The sequence below is a fragment of the Arthrobacter sp. Helios genome, assembly GCF_023167125.1.
GTDB lineage: Bacteria > Actinomycetota > Actinomycetes > Actinomycetales > Micrococcaceae > Arthrobacter_B > Arthrobacter_B luteolus.
On sequence record NZ_CP095402.1, the window covers coordinates 1,759,898 to 1,775,821 of the forward strand.

Consider the following 15,924-nt stretch of genomic DNA (forward strand, 5'->3'; position numbering starts at 1 on the left):
AACCACACCACGGGCAAATACCAGGGAGCGCACTTGACTAGGGTCCTGCTTCCCGCGGTGACCGGCACCAGCACGTCCGGCGGGGACCCGGGCTGGCCCGCGGAATTGTGGTCCCGGATCAGCGGCGGCTTTATGCGGACCGAGGGCCTGGAAGCATCGCCATGGATCCTCCTGGGCCTGGCAGCGGCAGCCGCGGTCCTTGCCGTCCCACGGGCAACCTGGCGGTGGTTCGGCCTGTATGTCACCTTCGTCCACGAACTTGGGCATGCCTTCGCAGCGCTCAGCGCCGGGCACCGCATCTCCGGAATCGAACTGCGCTTCGATCACTCCGGACAGATGCGCAGCCTCGGCCGTGGAGGTTTCGGTGCGGTGTGGGCGGGTTTCTGGGGCTACCCCGTGCCCGCGGTCACGGGGCTGGCTCTGATTTGGGCCGCGAGCCAGGGATGGGCGACGGCGGCACTGTCCCTGGGCGTCCTGGTCCTCGCCGCAGCGCTGCTGTTCATCCGCAACCTGCAGGGTCTGGCCATTGCCGGCGGCTGCGCCGCCGCCGCCGTGCTGCTGGTTTGGTTCGTTCCCGCGGGACTGGTGGCCTACGCCGTCGTCACGCTCGGCATCGCCCTGGTCACCGGCGCAGTCCGGGATTGGATAAACCTCCTGAACGTCCACACCCGGCGGCGGCATGCACTGTCCTCGTCGGACGCCTGGATCCTCGCACAGCGCACTGGTATTCCCGGCGGACTCTGGCTCACGGCCTTCGCACTGGTTATTGCCGCCAGCGCGGCGGGATCGTTGTGGCTGCTGGCGTCCTTGTAAGCGCTTTCCTGCCTAACGGGATTCTGCCGCGGAACCGGATTCGGCTGTGCCTTCGAAGCCGGCGTCGTGCTGCCCGTGCGCAGGTGCCGGACTTCCCGGGAAAGTCACGCGGAGTTCCAGCCGGTGCTGGCCGTCCTCTGCCTGGGTGAAGATGGCCTTTCCGGAGATTCCGGCCAGCCCCCCGGTACCCGACCCCGGAATGATGTGCCCGGAAGATGCTGTCGCTTCCCCTTCGGCCAGGCCCCAGTGCTGAATGACCATGGTGCCTTCGCGGCCTTCCACACTGCCGGCGAAAACCTCACTGCCGACGTAGCCGGCGCCGGCGGCATTGCCGGCAAGGAGCAGGTCGGCAACGCTGGTGCCGGAGATGGCGCCCTCAAAGATTTTCACCGCCCGCACGGTCGAGAGTTCGCTGTTGGTTCCCTCCACAACATAGGGCGTGGGCTCCCATGATGAGACGTCGAAATCGGCAGTGATCGAGTGTTCTGTTCCGTCGGACATATCTTCAGTATCCCGTGTCCGGGCACCAATTGCATGCCCGTGTCGTGCCGACGGTACCCTTGTCGCTGGGGCGCCGCCGTTCGGGGGCCCCGAAATTACCCTGAAGGAGAGCCCCTACGCATGTCATCCACACCGGTATCCGCTGAGCCCCGGTACATGCGTACCTCCTTCCTGTGGATCAGTTTCGGCGTCCTTCACCTGCTCTTCTTCGCACTGCTCAGCCCCCTGATTTTCACCGGTGAAGTCCTCAGCGATATCCAGTTCTACCGGCAGTGGGCGTTCGAGGGCCTCGACGGCGGTCAGTGGCAGGGAATCAGCACAGCGTGGGTTTATCCGATTGGCGCACTGGCACCCATGCTCCTGGCAGCGGTCTTCGGCTACGGGGCCTATCAGTTCGCCTGGTTCCTGATTTTCGCCGGACTGAATGCGGCGGCCCTAGCAGTGCTGACCGGCAAGCGCACCCGTCAGCGGTTTGCGGCCGCCTACTGGTGGATGGGGATCACAGCGCTGCTCGGCCCCGTAGCGGTGGGCCGGGTCGACGGGCTGACCGTGCCCCTGGTGATCATTGGCATGCTGCTGCTGGCCAAGCGCCCGGTAGCCGCGTCGGCACTGCTGGCAGCCGCCACCTGGATCAAGGTGTGGCCGGCCGCCGTCATCCTCGCCGTCCTGGCTGTCTCACGCCGGCGCCTCACCGTCCTGGTGACAGGTGCCGCTGTGTCCGCGGCCGTCGCAGTGGTGGTGGCCGCCTCCGGCGGCCTGCGCTATCTGCTCAGTTTCGTCGGTGCCCAGGGCGACCGCGGCATGCAGCTCGAGGCGCCGTTCACGACCCCCGGACTGTGGCAGGCCATCCTGGGCCGTTCCGGTGCCTACATTTTTGAAGACACCGTCATCAACACGCGTGAGGTGCGCGGGGCCTGGGGCGAACCCGTCGCTGCCCTGATGACTCCCCTGCTCGCGGTGGCGGCCGTCGCCGTCGTCGTTCTGCTGCTTTGGGCGCATCGCCGCGGGGCCGACGCCGGTTCACTGCTCGCCGCCGGCTCCCTGGCCCTTGTCGGCGCGTTTATCGTCTTCAACAAGGTCGGCTCGCCGCAGTTCATGCTGTGGCTCGGCGCCGTCACCGCCGTCGGCGTTGCGTGGGAGGGACGCTCCTGGCGTCTCCCGGCCCTGATGATGATTCCGGTGGCAGCGCTCACGACCTTGGTCTACCCCATGTTCTACGCGGCACTGTATGACGATCTGAACGCCGGCGTCGCCGCGATGCTCACGGTACGGAACCTGCTGGTGATGGCCCTGTTCGTCTGGGCGGTCATCCGCATCGTTCAGCTGGCCCGCAACGGGCGGCTGGTCAGTGAATCCGCAGCTCTCCCGGAGCAGGCTCCGTAAGTTTCTTGCGGAACAGGACCTTCGTCTTCGGGTCAAGGAAGATCAGGTAGAGGGCGAAGGCCACGGCCGTGACGGCTGCGATCTGGCGGGCGGCGCTGAGGCTGAATTCGAAGTACGGCCAGATGTCGAGCTGGTCGCTGATCGCGTAAACCATAAAGAACGAGACGAAGAGATACAGCGTCTTGACCTGCCAGTCATTGCGGATGCCGGTCACCGCGAAGAGCGGGATCAGCCAGACCACGTACCAGGACTGGATCATCGGCGCGAGCATCACGATCGCGGCAAACGCCAGGGCAAGCCGGCGCACCAGGCGGCTGTAATCACCCACGAACATCAGCCAGAAGACGACGGCGAAGGACGCCAGGCGCCCAAGCGTGTGCACAACGTCGGCGAAGGACCATCCAGGCAGCCCGACGGCGTTGCCGAGCGTGGCCACCACGAGCCCCAGGAAACCGACCGGCGCGTACCAGATCCATACGCTGCCGGGCGTGCTCAGGGCGCCCACCCAGCCGAACCCAAGTCCGTTGACAACGCCCAGGACCGCCAGCAGTCCCAGTGAGAGTCCTGCCGTGAGGAACCAGAACAGGAACTTCCGGGGCCAGGACGCGCCCTTGCCGGCCCACATCAAGCCGATGAACGGCAGGAAGATGAGGGTGATGGGCTTAATACCGATGGAGAGCGTGACCAGCAGGATGCCGCGGATGGCCCGTTTCGTGGCTGCGTAATACAGGCCTGCCAGTGCCAGACCGATCATCAGGGCATCGTTGTGGATGCTGGCAATGAAGTTGGTCAGGAACAGCGGATTGGCTGCCGTCAGCCACAGCGCCCGGTTGGGGTTGATGCCGTGCAGTTCGGCGAGCTTGGGCACGTAGTAGACGCACATCGCCACGCCGATCAGCGCGATCAGCCGGAACAGGAGGATGGAGAACTCCGTCTGTCCGCCGGTGATGCGCACAACGATCTCCTCCAGCCAGAGGAAGATCGGGCCGTACGGGGTGGGGCTCTGAGCCCACAGATCGTCCGCTCCCAGCTGCAGGTAGTTTGAAATCTGCGAATAGCCGTCTTTATACGGATTGAGGCCGCTGACCATCACCAGGCCCTGGGCAATGTAGGCAAAAACGTCGCGGCTGAACAGCGGCAGAGCCAGTGCCATCGGGGCACCCCACGCCACGATCGCCTTCAAGACGAAGGGCCTGGATTCCGGACCCCAGTTGCCGATCCGCTGGCCGAACCGCAGCCAGGAACGGACCAGGAGCATACCGCCGACGGCGAGCAGGAACACGGACAGGACGGCGCCGACCGGTTCGAAGCGCAGCCACATGATGAAGCTGGCACGGCGCAGTTCGTAGGAGGAGAGGGACAGCCATCCGACGCCGAGGGACCCGGCGAGCATCAGCATCGAACCAATGAAGCCTTGGAGAATCGCGACGTTGGGATGGTCAGCTTTCGCGTTCTCCGGTTTGGGAGACGAAGGCTCGGTCGCAGGGACCTGGGCGGTCATCGTGGGTCATTCCAATCTCTGTGGTGGTGCAGCTATCCCAACGAACAGGTGCGTCAGTTCAGAGCACGCGACGCCGCAGATCCGCTTTGGTGGAATGGACCGCCAGCGGTGCACGGCGGCTTCGTCAGTAGGCCAAATATTAGCATCGAGTCCCAGCCGCTCCTGGGACGCTGCGGCGTGCTTGGCCGGTAGTGGGGCGCGGCTCACATACACTGGGGACGTTGAGTCGGACGAGACAAGGCGGTAAAGGCTGTGGGGCGCCACCGGGCAGAACCTGTAGGGAAGCGTAGGGATCACCGCGCCCCGAAACCGCCGGGCGGCCGTTCCAGACCCCGCCGCAATCCTGAACTGCTGGGCTGGGGCCTGTTTCTCACCGGAACGAGCGCTGTCTGCCTGCTGTGGGCCGAGGTGCCGGTGGCCCTGGCCGCCGGATTGACTGTCCTGCTCCTGGCTGCCTTCGTTGCCGCCTGGTATCTCTCCGCGGGCAGCAGCAGCACGACGGCGGCGCCCGCCGCTGCCGGCCCCGCCCGGACCACTGCCACTCCCCCCAGCGCTGCCGCCCCCAACGCGGCTCAGCCGGTTCCGGAGCAGGGCTCCGAAGACCTGCAAGCCGTGCCCTCTCCCGTGTCCCGGGCGGATGCCAAAACCGCCGCTGCCGCGCCGGCCATTCCTCCGGCCCCCGAAGCGGTGCAGGAATTCCTGCGAATCCCCCATGCCCGGCCGGTCCCTGCCGCCGCTGAGGGTACGAGCCGCTGGACGCGCACGTTCGGGCCGCCGGAAACCGGTTCCCTGCCCCTGCAGCCGTACGTTCCCGCCCGCCGATCCACTATCCAGACCGCGGACCCTGAGGGGCAGGACCGCCGCCAGCGGAGCCACTCCAGCCACTAGTCCGCCGGCCTGGCCCACTGGACGCCCGGCAGGGCAGGGGTACATTTGTCTCGTGCCAATAACTAATGAACGTATTGTGTGGATCGACTGTGAGATGACCGGCCTGGACATCAGCGCCGACGCCCTTATCGAGGTCGCAGTCCTGGTGACCGACTCAGAACTGAATGTCCTCGGCGACGGCGTGGACGTCGTCATCAAGCCCGACGAGGCGGCGCTGGAGCAGATGGGTGACTTTGTCCGCCAAATGCACACCACGTCCAAGCTTCTCGATGAGCTCCCCCACGGGATGACGCTCGCAGAAGCTGAGGCTGAGGTCATCGAGTACATCACCAAGTGGGTGCCGGAGCCGAAGAAGGCTCAGCTGGCCGGGAACTCGGTGGGCACGGACCGGATGTTCCTGGCCCGCGATATGCCCGAGGTCATCGACTACCTGCATTACCGGATCATCGACGTCTCCACCATCAAGGAACTGGCCCGGCGCTGGTATCCGCGAGCCTATTTCCAGGCCCCGGCGAAAAACGGGGGCCACCGCGCACTGGGCGACATCAAGGATTCCATCAACGAGCTGCGCTACTACCGCGCCGCAGTGTTTGTTCCGGCCCCCGGCCCGGACTCGGCCGCCGCGAAAAAGATCGCCGCGGAAGTGACCCGAACTGCCTAAAAAGGTTAGGTGCGTCACATTTCCGGCGCAGAGGGGCACTTGTGTCAGGAGCACCCAAAAAACCGTGTAAGCTTGTATCCGCTGCCTCAGATAAATGAGTTCACAAACTCCACTCGCCTGGAATTTGTGAATGATATCTGAGTGCACATGGTGGGTATAGCTCAGTTGGCAGAGCGCCTGGTTGTGGTCCAGGAGGTCGCGGGTTCAACCCCCGTTACTCACCCAGATGAGGCTGGCTTCCAGCTTCGAAAGGCCGCCTCGGATATGTCCGGGGCGGCCTTTCTACGTATTCATACTTCTGCCCGCACCGCCGGGCAGTCCCCCGGTACCGGATGGCACCCGCCCCGGACGGGATTACCTGAGGAGGCACCGTCGTGGAACGCAGGCTTTTTGACGAGGACCACGAGTTGTTCCGTGACCTGGCCCGCGAATTCAACGCCCGCGAGATCGCTCCGGACTACGCCGTCTGGGATGCCGGCCACATGATGCCGCGCAGGATGTGGAAGGCAGCGGGCGAACAGGGCCTGCTGGGCCTTGCGGTGCCGGAAGAGTTCGGCGGCGCGGGAATGCCCGATTACCGGTACCGGGTGGTCCTGGACGAGGAGTTCGCCCGGGCGAACCACCTGGCCGTCGCACTGGCCTTCCACCTCCATGACGACCTTGTGCTCCCGCACCTGCTGGCCTACGGCTCCGAGGATCTCAAGGAACGCTGGCTGCCCCAGATGGTCAGCGGGGACAAGGTCACCTCCGTGGCGTGGACAGAGCCGGGGGCGGGCAGCGACCTGCGCGGCATCCGAACCAAGGCGGTCCGGACTTCCGACGGCGACTGGCTGCTCAGCGGCCAGAAGACCTTCATCGGCAACGGCATCAGCGGCGACGCTGCCCTGGTGCTTGCCCGCACCGACGGCAGCACCGGGCGGGGCGGACGCCGGTCTTTCAGCATGTTTATGGTCGAGAAGACCGAGGGTTACACCACCGGCCGCCAGCTGGACAAGATGGGGGTGAAGGCCTCGGATACCGCGGAGCTTTACTTCGACAGCGTCCGCGTCCCTGCCGGGAACCTCGTTGGTGAGGAAGGCAAGGGACTGGAGTACGCCGCCGGCCAGCTGCCCCAGGGCCGCCTGGCCATCGCCGTCGCGTCCTCCGCAGTGGCCCGGACCGTTTATGAAGCAACTCTGCAGTACACGGCAGAGCGCAGTGCCTTTGGGGAACGGATTGCCGATTTCCAGAACAGCCGGTTTGTCCTGGCCGACATCCTGACCGAGGTGGAGGTGACCGAAGCGTATGTGGATTCAGCGGTCCGGGCGTTCAACGAGGGCACGCTGGACGCGGTTTCGGCCGCCAAGGCCAAACTTTGGGCCAGCGAACGGGCCAAGTCCATCACCGACCGCTGCCTGCAGCTGCACGGCGGCTACGGTTACATCATGGAGTACCCGGTGGCCCAGGCTTTCCTCGCTGCCCGCCTGCTGACCATCTTCGGCGGTACCTCAGAAATCATGCGCGAAGTCATCGGCCGCAGCGTTACGGCCTGACACACCCGCCCGCCACCGCAGACCCCTCGCAGAAAGAGCCTCAAAACCAATGACCGTCCGTCCGATCGTTATTCACGGAGAGCCGGTGCTGCACCGCAGGGCCGCCGAAGTCCAGGACTTCAACGAGGAGCTGCGCACCCTGGTGGCAGACATGTACGAAACCATGGATGCGTCCAACGGCGTCGGCCTCGCGGCCCCGCAGGTGGGTGTTGGCCTGCGCCTTTTTACCTTTGACTACCCGAACGACGACGACGCCCCTGACCGCGGGGTCGTCATCAATCCGGTGCTGGTCACGTCCAAGGTTCCGGGTTCTGCTCCGGATCCGGAGGAGGATGTCGAGGGCTGCCTGTCCGTTCCCGGCGAGAATTTCCCCCTGCAGCGTGCTGACTGGGTGCGGATAAGCGGCAAGGATGAGAACGGCAAGCCCGTGCAGTTCGAGGCCACCGACTGGTTTGCCCGGGTCCTGCAGCACGAGTACGACCATCTGGATGGAAAGCTCTACGTGGACCGCCTCAATGAGCGCTGGGGGCGCAAGGCGCGCAAGGTTCTCAAAGCGAACGGCTGGGGTGTTCCGGGTCTGACCTGGATGCCCGGGGTTGATCCGGACCCGTTCGGTCACTAATCCACCATTTTGTAAACATAAAAGCAGTGCCCTTCCGGATTCCCGGGAGGGCACTGCTTTTGTGTGCAGCGATCTGGACTAGACCGTGGCGACCAGTTCCTCGGCGCGGGGGAAAGCCGGCGGGTTCACATGCGCCATTTCTTCCAGCACACGGATGACCTGGCAGCTGTAGCCGTATTCGTTGTCGTACCAGACATACAGGATGGCGTTCTTACCGTTGGAGATAGTGGCAAGCCCGTCGACGATACCGGCACGCTTGGAGCCGACAAAATCGCTGGAAACGACCTCGGGAGAGTCGATGTAGTCGATCTGCTTGTGCAGTTCCGAATTCAGCGACGTCTCGCGCAGGAAGGTGTTCAGCTCATCCTTGGTGGTCTCGGTGTCCATGTTGACGTTCAGGATGGCCATGGAAACATTCGGGGTGGGCACCCGGATGGCGTTGCCGCTGAGCTTGCCGGCGAGCTCAGGCAGGGCCTTGGCAACTGCCTTGGCTGCGCCGGTTTCGGTGATGACCATATTCAGGGCGGCGGAACGTCCGCGCCGGTCACCCTTGTGGAAGTTGTCGATCAGGTTCTGGTCATTGGTGAACGAGTGCACCGTTTCCACGTGCCCGTTCACGATCCCGTACTTCTCGTTGAGCACCTTCAGCACCGGGGTGATGGCGTTGGTGGTGCAGGACGCCGCGGAGAGAATCGTGTCCTCATCGGTGATGCCCTGGTGGTTGATGCCATGAACGATGTTCTTCAGGTCGCCCTTGCCCGGGGCAGTCAGCAGGACCCGCGCGGCGCCCGTGGCGGCCAGGTGCTGGGCCAGCCCTTCTTCGTCGCGCCAGCGGCCGGTGTTGTCGACCACAATGGCGTTGTTGATCCCGTAGGCCGTGTAGTCCACGGTGGCTGGATCGTTGGAGTAGATGACCTGGATCAGGGTGCCATTGGCGAGGATGGTGTTGTTTTCCTCGTCAACCGTGATGGTGCCGGGGAAGGCCCCGTGCACGGAGTCACGGCGCAGCAGGCTCGCCCGCTTGACCAGGTCGTTTTCGGCACCCTTGCGGACCACGATGGCTCGCAGCCGCAGGCCCTGTCCCCCGCCTTCGTGGTCGATCAGGATACGGGCCAGGAGGCGTCCGATGCGTCCGAAGCCATAGAGGACGACGTCGGTGCTGGTCCGCTCGTCGGCGCCGCGCTTGCCTGCCACATCCGCAAGCTCCGAGCGCAGGAAGTCCAGCAGGGAGCTGCCGTTTCCTTCGCGCTGATATTTTGCGTTCATCCTGGCCAGGTCCACGGAGGCTGCACCCAGTTCCAGCTCGGTCAGTGCCTGCAGGATCGGCAGGGTCTCGGCAATGGGCAGCTCAGCGTCGTCGATCTGCCGGGCGAAGCGGTGCGCCTTCAGAATGTCGATAACGGAGCGGTTGACCAGCGGGCGGCCGTGGACCGAGGTAACAACGCTGTTCTCCCGGTAGAGCCGGCCAATGAGAGGGATCATGGCTTCTGCCATCGCCTCCCTGTCCATCCACGCATCCAGGCAGGTATCGGACTTCTGGCTCACAGATCTTCACATCCTTTGTCTCAGCCGGCACTGCTTTGTACCGGTTGGTAAGGCCGGCAGCGCACGCGCCGCCGGCAAGCCCTTTGCAGGGCCGGGTCTACGTAGTTCGCCGCAGTGAAACAGGCGGCAGACAATAACTAAGTGTATTAGGCCACAGCGGGGCTTCCTGAACGCGGCAGGAGATGTTTATCACAAGCAGGGCTGCTGAAGACGGCATTCATGTTCCGTGCAGGACCGCTGCCGGTGCCGGCAGCTGCCCTGGCTATTTTTCCAGCAGCGCTTCCGTGCCCTTGGTTCGCTCCGCTTCATTTCCCGCGTGCTGCGGAGCAGTTGGGAAGGCTTCCGGACGGGCAGTTTTGCCCGCCCCTTCCGGTGTGGTTTCGGCTGGTTCCGGTCCGGGATCCAGGTCCTCCAGATGCCGGACTCCCCGCAGGGGGCCCGCCGCAGCGACCAGCGGCGCCACGAGTGCGATGGCAATTCCTGTCACGATGCCGCCCCGTACTCCCACCGTGCTGGCCAGCACTCCGGCTACCAGTGATGCCACGGCAAGCATCCCCCAGCTCACCATGCGGGTGGCCGATCCCAGCCGTCCCATCATGTCCGGCGGGCAGACACGCTGCCGGAAGCTTGTGGAGACCACAATGTTCATGGAGATGGCCAGCCCGGTCAGGAACAGCCCGAAGAAGCCAGGCAGCATCCCCCACCCCGGCGTCATCAACAGCAGCGAGGCATACCCGGCCACAGCGGGAAACATGGAATAGCGCCAGACAACGCCTGAGCCGAAGCGGTCGGTCAGCCACTTCACGGTTAGCCCGCCCAGCGTTCCGCCGAGAGCGGTGGCAGCCATGAGGAACCCCAGCCAGGTCCCGTTCTGGCCCAGCGTGCGGACGACAAGAAGGACCAGAAGCGAGACAACGATATTGCCGCCAAGATTCCACAGGGCTGCCACCAGCAGGAGGACACGCAGGGGCGTGGTGCTCAACGTGTAGCGCAGGCCTGAGCCCATCTCCCGCCAGATGCGCCGTTTCCCGAAGGCTGCCGGGGGTGTCTGCTCGTCCACCTTCAGCCGCAGGATCGCCGCGAACGAAGCAATCGAGGCGGCAACCTGCACCAGGAGTGAGTTGGACGCGCCGACGGCGGTGGTCAGCCACCCGCCGAGTCCGCGCCCTACGGCGTCGGCTGAGGCCCCGGAACCCGTCATCAGGCCGTTTCCCTCAATCAGTTCTTCCCGCTCCACCGCCCGCGGGATAAGCGCAGCCTCAGCAAGCGTGAAGTACACGGCTGCCAGCCCGGTCAGGAAGGACACCACGAACAGCTGGGGCGTTGACAGCACTCCCAGCCAGTAAGCCACAGGGAGGGTTGCCAGCAGCAGGACCCGGAGCACCAGTGAGATGAGGATGACGGGACGCCGGCGGTGCCTGTCCACGATCACGCCAACGGGCAGCCCGAACAGCAGCCAGGGCAGGAACACCATGCCGGATAGGGCCGCTACGGCAAAGTCACTGGCCCCCAGCTCGACAGCGGCAATGATGGGAAGGGCGATCGCCGTGACGGATCCCCCGAGGATTCCCACGGTCGAGGAAAGCCACAGGGCCCGGAAATTAGCATTGCGGAGCACCAGGTGCTTTCTCGGTGCCGGGTTCGAGACCATTGCCACAGAATAGCCGAGGCCCATGCCAATGCATGACACGGCATGCCCGTGTGGAAAAGTCAGGCAAAATACCGGCGAAACAGGCAACCTGGGTTGTGCGCGGAGCCCGCCGGGCTAAATAATAATCGGCCGGCAACTCACGCGGTACAAATTGTGCAGTACTGCTGGCCGGTGGGGACGGGCTGGCCGATAAGCCGGGTTTTGTGCCTGCCGGCTGTTTCCAGCCGGAAGGTGGCAACCATCCATCTGGGGGCACCGTTGCCGGTACCCTCTAGCGGCCTACCCGGATACTCAGGCGGGCAGCCCTCAAACGCATCCTGTATGGCCTTGCTCCGGGTGGGGTTTACCTAGCTGTCCCGGTCACCCGGGACACTGGTGGTCTCTTACACCACCGTTTCACCCTTACCCGCGGATCAACGCGGGCGGTCTCTTCTCTGTGGCACTTGCCTGCGGGTTTCCCCGAGTGGGCGTTACCCACCACCCTGCCCTGCGGAGCCCGGACTTTCCTCGCCAGGTCCGGCAGCACCGTCCTGACGCGATTGCCTGGCCAACCCGTCCTTCGGTCAATGGTACCCGGCAGCGGAACGTACGATTAATCAGTGCTGATTCTGCTGCCGCCCTCTGAAGGCAAAACACGCCCCGCCGACGGCCCCGTCCTGGACCCTGGGCTGCTCCGCTTCCCGGAACTCACCGATGCCAGGAAGCTCACATTCTCCGCCCTGATGGAGGCCAGTGCCTCCCCCCAGGCGCTGCAGGTCCTGGGGGTCGGCGCCACCCTGGCCGCGGAGGTGGAGCGGAACGCCGCCCTCGACAGCGAGCCCTGCGCTCCGGCCCACCAGGTCTATTCCGGTGTCCTCTACGACGCGCTTGGCTACGGTTCGCTGACGGCCAGCCAGCGCCGACGCGCGGATGACGCCGTTTTGGTGATGTCAGCGCTGTGGGGTGCCATCGGTTTCTCCGATCCGATTCCGGCCTACCGGCTGTCCATGGGAACGAATCTGCCAGGCGTCGGGCGGCTGGCTGCCTTCTGGAAAGCCGTGCAGACGGAACCGCTGGATGACTACGCGGCCGGACACCTGATCGTGGACTGCCGCTCCAGCACCTATGCCGCGGCGTGGCGGCCGGACCCGGCCATCACAGCGGCTGTTAACGTCTTCCAGATCCGCGGCGGTGAACGGAAAGTAGTGTCCCATTTTGCCAAGCACACGCGCGGGGAAATTGCCCGGCATCTGCTGACGCGCGGCGAAGCGGCGCCCGCCACCGTCGGGGAACTGCGTGAGGCGGCCGCCGAGAAGTGGGAAACCGAGCTTGTCCCGGCATCCGGCCGCAAACCGCATCAGCTGAACCTGATCCTCCCCGAGGGCTAGGGGCGGTCCGCCACCAGCTCGACTTCAAAGCCGTCGGCGTTTTCGAGGTACGCCGCATAGTGGTCCGGACCCCCGGCGTGTGGATGCCTGTCGCTGAAGAGCAGCTTCCAGCCGTGGGTTGCCGCCCGGCGGGCCAGCAGATCGACGTCGGCCGGCGAGCCCGCGCCGAAAGCCAGGTGATTCAGCCCGGGCCGGCGCCGTTCATGGTCGGCAGGGAGGACGTCAGGACCTGCCTCGATCACGATGTAACCGCTGAGGCCCTGCCAGCTGGCCCCGGTGGCCCATGAATCGCGCCTGGCGAACCCAAGCCGCTCCAGCAGCCAACCCAGGCTGGCTTCGGCCCGGGCGAAGTCCCTGACCCAGATCTCCGTGTGGTGCAGCCGGCCGGTTGCGCCGGCCGGAGCGGCCGGCTCCTGGCCGGCGGTCGTCTCTTCTGCAGCAGCACCGGTTACGGCAGCAGTGGAAGCCCCCTTGGATGCGGCCTTCCCTTTGAGCTCCCGCTGTTTCCAGGGAACCCCCGCCATTCCGGCATCCATTGCTTCATTGGAAAGCCGGTCCGCGTCCTTGTTAATCTCGCGCGGGATCCACTGGTACTTGACCCTTCGGGGGTCAACGGTGGACCGGGCCTGCGCTGCGAGCCGCTGCATGTCCTCGTGCTTGATCTTCCAGCGGCCGCTCATCTGCTCGACTACGAGCTTTGAGTCCATTTTCGCCAGAATCCAGGCGTTCGGATCAATTTCGTGCGCCAGTTCCAGGGCAGCGATCAGCCCTGAATACTCTGCGACGTTGTTGGAGACGATGCCCAGGTACTGGGCCTTTTCTGCGAGGATCTCGCCAGTCTCGGGATCCCGGACGAGCGCCCCGTAGCCTGCGTGGCCCGGATTCCCGCGGGAACCGCCGTCGGCCTCCACAATCAGGGTTCGCCGTGCGGCGGCCGGTGTGTCGTGGACAGGGGTGTCCGAAGGATCAAACAGCGTCACGGATTAGCTGCCCCACTCGGCCGAACGGACCAGGATGCACCCCGAGTCCGGGCAGAACACCACATCGTCCTCAGCAGCCTTGCGGATGTCCGCGAGGTCACCCGGGCTCAGCTGCATGCCGGAACCTTCGGAGGTCCCGTGGAACAGCCTGGCCGCGCCGATGCCGTGGCGGGAAAGGGTTCGTTCGTAAACAGCCAGAAGATCCGGGGCAAACCGTCCTGCGAGCTCCGTGCGCTGGCGCTGCGTCTCGGCGCGTTCGGCGCTGATTTCGGCCAGCTCGGTGTCCCGTTTCGCTTCGAGGGCAGCCAGCTCTGCTTCCGCGGCACCCGCTTCGGCGCGGCGCTCCGCCTCGACACCCTTGACCGCTTCCAGGCGCTCCATGATTTCCAGCTCGGTGTCTTCAAGGTCAGACCGGCGGCGGGACAGCGACTCGATCTCGCTCTGCAGCGCGGTCAGTTCCTTGGAGCCGCCCGAGCCGCTGTCGAGATGCTTCTGGTCGCGTTCCAGCCGGGCCGTCACCGAAGCCACATCAGCCTCTGCGCGGGTGAGCTCACGCTCGATGTCCGCACTTTCCGTGGCTGCGGCACCCAGGGCTGTCCGGGCAGCAGCTGCCTTCGCAGCGAGGGCCGCGAGGTCCGGGTTCTCACGTACTGAGCGGGCGCGGGTGTCCAGCTGCTTCATCCTGCTGTCCAATGCCTGCAGGTCCAGCAGCCTCAACTGCTCCGCCGGTGATGCTTTTGCCACCAAATACCTCCACTTAATCCGCTTGCCTGACTGGTGCGGCTCTCCTAGCCTATGCCACCGGCGGCCCGGTTCCTCAGCCGGGGGTCAGCACAAAGTCCCACGGGTCGGTGTTCCGGGAGCTCACCCGGATCTCTACCTCGAATCCCTGGTCCGTGAGGACGTTTTCCAGCGCGGACGCGGCCGGAGTGAGCCACAGCCACTCGCTGCCGAAATGGGACACATCAATGAGGTAGGGCCGGCCGTTGACGGCGGCCTCCCGGGCCTCGGAAGCGGGATGATGGCGCAGGTCAGCCGTTACATACACATCCGCGTGCTGGGCCCGGACAGCGTCGAAGAGGCTGTCGCCGGCACCGCCGCAGACCGCTACCCGGTGGACAAGCCCCTGGGGATCGCCGGCAACCCGGACGCCGCCGGCGACAGCGGGCATAATGCTGAAGACCAGCTCGGCGAAATCAGCGAGCTTCATCACCTCCGGCAGGTTGCCCACCCGTCCGATGCCTTCTTCGGGAAGCCCGTTGGCAGCCGGCGCCAGGGGAACCGTGTCCTGGAGGCCAAAGGCATCGGCCAGCACATCCGACACTCCCCCGACGGCGCTGTCTCCGTTGGTATGGGCTGTCACCAGGGCGCAGCCGCTTTCGATCAGGCGGTGCACGGCCTCGCCCTTAAAGCTGGTGCCTGCCACCGAATTGACCGGTTTCAGCAGCAGGGGGTGATGGGTCACCAGGAGGTCCGCACCCCATTCCAGGGCCTCGTCGATCACCTCATGGGTCGGGTCGACGGCGAAGAGTATCCGCTGCACCGTCCGGGAAGGACGGCCCAGGACCATACCGACGGCGTCCCAGTCCTCGGCGAGGGATTCCGGCCACAGTTCCTCCACAGCCACCAGCACGTCACCGACTGTGGGCTGCGCGAGGCCGCCGCTCTCCAGACTGCCCTGGCCCTCTGAACTGTCGTGTCCGTCCTGGTCCGCCGGGATTTCCGGGTTGTCCGTCTGCGGATCGCTGTTGCCGTCGTGCTCGCCGTCGCGTGGGATTTCCATAGGTATAAGTTCTACCCCACCAGCGGTGCATCCACGCAGAGGAAACCGGCCCCGGGAAGTGCCGGGTTCTAAGAAGAACGCCCCCGGTTTACTCAGACGGGAATCTTTGGCATCCCCGTCGTCTTATATAAAGGCATGAAGACGTATGTTCTAGGCGGAGGCTGCTTTTGGTGCCTCGACGCCATTTATCAGAAGACCCGCGGCGTGGAGAGCGTCGTTTCGGGCTACACCGGCGGTTTTACCGCCCACCCCGATTATGAGAGCGTCTGTTCCGGCATGACGGGGCACGCCGAAGTCGTGGCCGTGACCTTCGACGAGGAAATTGTTCCCGCTGAAGTGATCCTCGACATGTTCTTCATTTCCCACGATCCGACCACCCTGAACCGCCAGGGATACGACGTCGGCACCCAGTACCGCTCGTCGATGTTCTACCGGACAGAGGAAGAGCGGGAGGAGATGGAGAAGGCCCTGCAGCGGGCACAGGCGAACTGGAGCGATCCGATTGTCACGGAAATCACGCGGCTTCCCACCTTCCACCGGGCTGAGGAAACCCACCAGAACTTCTACGCCAAGCATCCTGAGCAGGGGTACTGCCAGGTGATCATCAATCCGAAGCTGGCAAAGGCCCGGAAATATTACGCCGAATGGCTTGACAACTAATCATGATGATGCGTGGCGATACGCTGGAAGAAACAGA

Annotated in this window: 15 protein-coding genes, 1 tRNA gene and 1 other RNA gene; 9 read left to right on the forward strand and 8 right to left on the reverse strand. The window is 64.9% G+C overall.

The features are described 5' to 3' along the window. Positions 1-33: 33 nt before the first annotated feature. Positions 34-813, forward strand: a complete 780-nt coding sequence (locus tag ArtHe_RS07870) for a M50 family metallopeptidase (protein WP_248319498.1) — start codon at positions 34-36, stop codon at positions 811-813. A 12-nt stretch (positions 814-825) separates the two neighbouring features. Here the strand turns inward: ArtHe_RS07870 and ArtHe_RS07875 are convergent, their stop codons facing one another. Continuing rightward, positions 826-1,314 (reverse strand): DUF3224 domain-containing protein, encoded by a 489-nt coding sequence (locus tag ArtHe_RS07875; RefSeq protein ID WP_248319499.1) that lies wholly within the window; start codon positions 1,312-1,314, stop codon positions 826-828. 120 nt (positions 1,315-1,434) lie between these two features. Here ArtHe_RS07875 and ArtHe_RS07880 point away from each other — a divergent pair, with 120 nt between their 5' ends. Further along, positions 1,435-2,697 (forward strand): glycosyltransferase 87 family protein, encoded by a 1,263-nt coding sequence (locus tag ArtHe_RS07880; RefSeq protein ID WP_248319500.1) that lies wholly within the window; start codon positions 1,435-1,437, stop codon positions 2,695-2,697. Here the strand turns inward: ArtHe_RS07880 and mptB are convergent. Next, entirely contained in the window at positions 2,660-4,198 is a 1,539-nt protein-coding gene (gene mptB, locus ArtHe_RS07885; protein WP_066297142.1) for a polyprenol phosphomannose-dependent alpha 1,6 mannosyltransferase MptB, read from the reverse strand. The two genes, ArtHe_RS07880 and mptB, sit on opposite strands and share 38 nt — an antisense overlap. A 414-nt stretch (positions 4,199-4,612) precedes the next feature. Between mptB and ArtHe_RS07890 the strand changes: the two genes are divergently transcribed. The 5 genes from ArtHe_RS07890 (at position 4,613) to ArtHe_RS07910 (ending at position 7,901) form a co-directional block, all read left to right on the forward strand. Continuing rightward, positions 4,613-5,086, forward strand: coding sequence for a hypothetical protein (locus ArtHe_RS07890; protein WP_248319501.1), 474 nt, complete (start codon positions 4,613-4,615; stop codon positions 5,084-5,086). Positions 5,087-5,138: 52 nt separating this feature from the next. After that, entirely contained in the window at positions 5,139-5,747 is a 609-nt protein-coding gene (gene orn / locus ArtHe_RS07895) for an oligoribonuclease (RefSeq protein ID WP_083521428.1), read from the forward strand. 150 nt (positions 5,748-5,897) lie between these two features. Next, positions 5,898-5,970: transfer RNA gene (locus ArtHe_RS07900), tRNA-His, on the forward strand. Positions 5,971-6,121: 151 nt separating this feature from the next. Further along, on the forward strand, positions 6,122-7,279 hold the full coding sequence (locus ArtHe_RS07905; RefSeq protein WP_248319502.1) for an acyl-CoA dehydrogenase family protein: 1,158 nt from the start codon (positions 6,122-6,124) through the stop codon (positions 7,277-7,279). 49 nt (positions 7,280-7,328) lie between these two features. Continuing rightward, on the forward strand, positions 7,329-7,901 hold the full coding sequence (locus tag ArtHe_RS07910; RefSeq protein ID WP_248319503.1) for a peptide deformylase: 573 nt from the start codon (positions 7,329-7,331) through the stop codon (positions 7,899-7,901). A 78-nt stretch (positions 7,902-7,979) separates the two neighbouring features. Here the strand turns inward: ArtHe_RS07910 and ArtHe_RS07915 are convergent, their stop codons facing one another. From ArtHe_RS07915 to rnpB, 3 genes are all read right to left on the reverse strand, one after another. Beyond that, entirely contained in the window at positions 7,980-9,446 is a 1,467-nt protein-coding gene (locus ArtHe_RS07915; protein WP_282568721.1) for a glyceraldehyde-3-phosphate dehydrogenase, read from the reverse strand. A 262-nt stretch (positions 9,447-9,708) separates the two neighbouring features. Then, positions 9,709-11,064: an MFS transporter gene (locus ArtHe_RS07920; protein ID WP_248319504.1), complete on the reverse strand. Its 1,356-nt coding sequence runs from the start codon at positions 11,062-11,064 to the stop codon at positions 9,709-9,711. 207 nt (positions 11,065-11,271) lie between these two features. Beyond that, an RNA gene (gene rnpB, locus ArtHe_RS07925) (RNase P RNA component class A) lies at positions 11,272-11,652 on the reverse strand. Between the two features lie 44 nt (positions 11,653-11,696). Between rnpB and ArtHe_RS07930 the strand changes: the two genes are divergently transcribed. Further along, on the forward strand, positions 11,697-12,464 hold the full coding sequence (locus ArtHe_RS07930; RefSeq protein ID WP_248319505.1) for a peroxide stress protein YaaA: 768 nt from the start codon (positions 11,697-11,699) through the stop codon (positions 12,462-12,464). On the opposite strand, the gene ArtHe_RS07935 is transcribed toward ArtHe_RS07930, so the two are convergent. The 3 genes from ArtHe_RS07935 to ArtHe_RS07945 all read right to left on the reverse strand — a co-directional run bounded on the left by ArtHe_RS07935 (position 12,461) and on the right by ArtHe_RS07945 (position 15,227). After that, positions 12,461-13,444, reverse strand: coding sequence for a reverse transcriptase-like protein (locus ArtHe_RS07935; protein WP_248319506.1), 984 nt, complete (start codon positions 13,442-13,444; stop codon positions 12,461-12,463). The genes ArtHe_RS07930 and ArtHe_RS07935 overlap by 4 nt on opposite strands. Positions 13,445-13,447: 3 nt before the next feature. After that, a complete protein-coding gene (locus ArtHe_RS07940; RefSeq protein ID WP_066302984.1) occupies positions 13,448-14,188 on the reverse strand; it encodes a C4-type zinc ribbon domain-containing protein in 741 nt (246 codons plus the stop codon). Positions 14,189-14,261: 73 nt separating this feature from the next. After that, complete coding sequence (locus ArtHe_RS07945; RefSeq protein WP_083521834.1) at positions 14,262-15,227, reverse strand: Nif3-like dinuclear metal center hexameric protein; 966 nt, start codon at positions 15,225-15,227, stop codon at positions 14,262-14,264. Between the two features lie 135 nt (positions 15,228-15,362). Between ArtHe_RS07945 and msrA the strand changes: the two genes are divergently transcribed. Next, on the forward strand, positions 15,363-15,887 hold the full coding sequence (gene msrA / locus ArtHe_RS07950; protein WP_066302986.1) for a peptide-methionine (S)-S-oxide reductase MsrA: 525 nt from the start codon (positions 15,363-15,365) through the stop codon (positions 15,885-15,887). Positions 15,888-15,924: the final 37 nt, after the last annotated feature.

Bases quoted from the DNA above. Each gene is read 5' to 3' on its own strand.
- ArtHe_RS07875 (WP_248319499.1), bottom strand. From the start codon at position 1,314: ATGTCCGACGGAACAGAACACTCGATCACTGCCGATTTCGACGTCTCA.
- ArtHe_RS07880 (WP_248319500.1), top strand. From the start codon at position 1,435: ATGTCATCCACACCGGTATCCGCTGAGCCCCGGTACATGCGTACCTCC.
- mptB (WP_066297142.1), bottom strand. From the start codon at position 4,198: ATGACCGCCCAGGTCCCTGCGACCGAGCCTTCGTCTCCCAAACCGGAG.
- ArtHe_RS07910 (WP_248319503.1), top strand. From the start codon at position 7,329: ATGACCGTCCGTCCGATCGTTATTCACGGAGAGCCGGTGCTGCACCGC.
- ArtHe_RS07945 (WP_083521834.1), bottom strand. From the start codon at position 15,227: ATGGAAATCCCACGCGACGGCGAGCACGACGGCAACAGCGATCCGCAG.
- msrA (WP_066302986.1), top strand. From the start codon at position 15,363: ATGAAGACGTATGTTCTAGGCGGAGGCTGCTTTTGGTGCCTCGACGCC.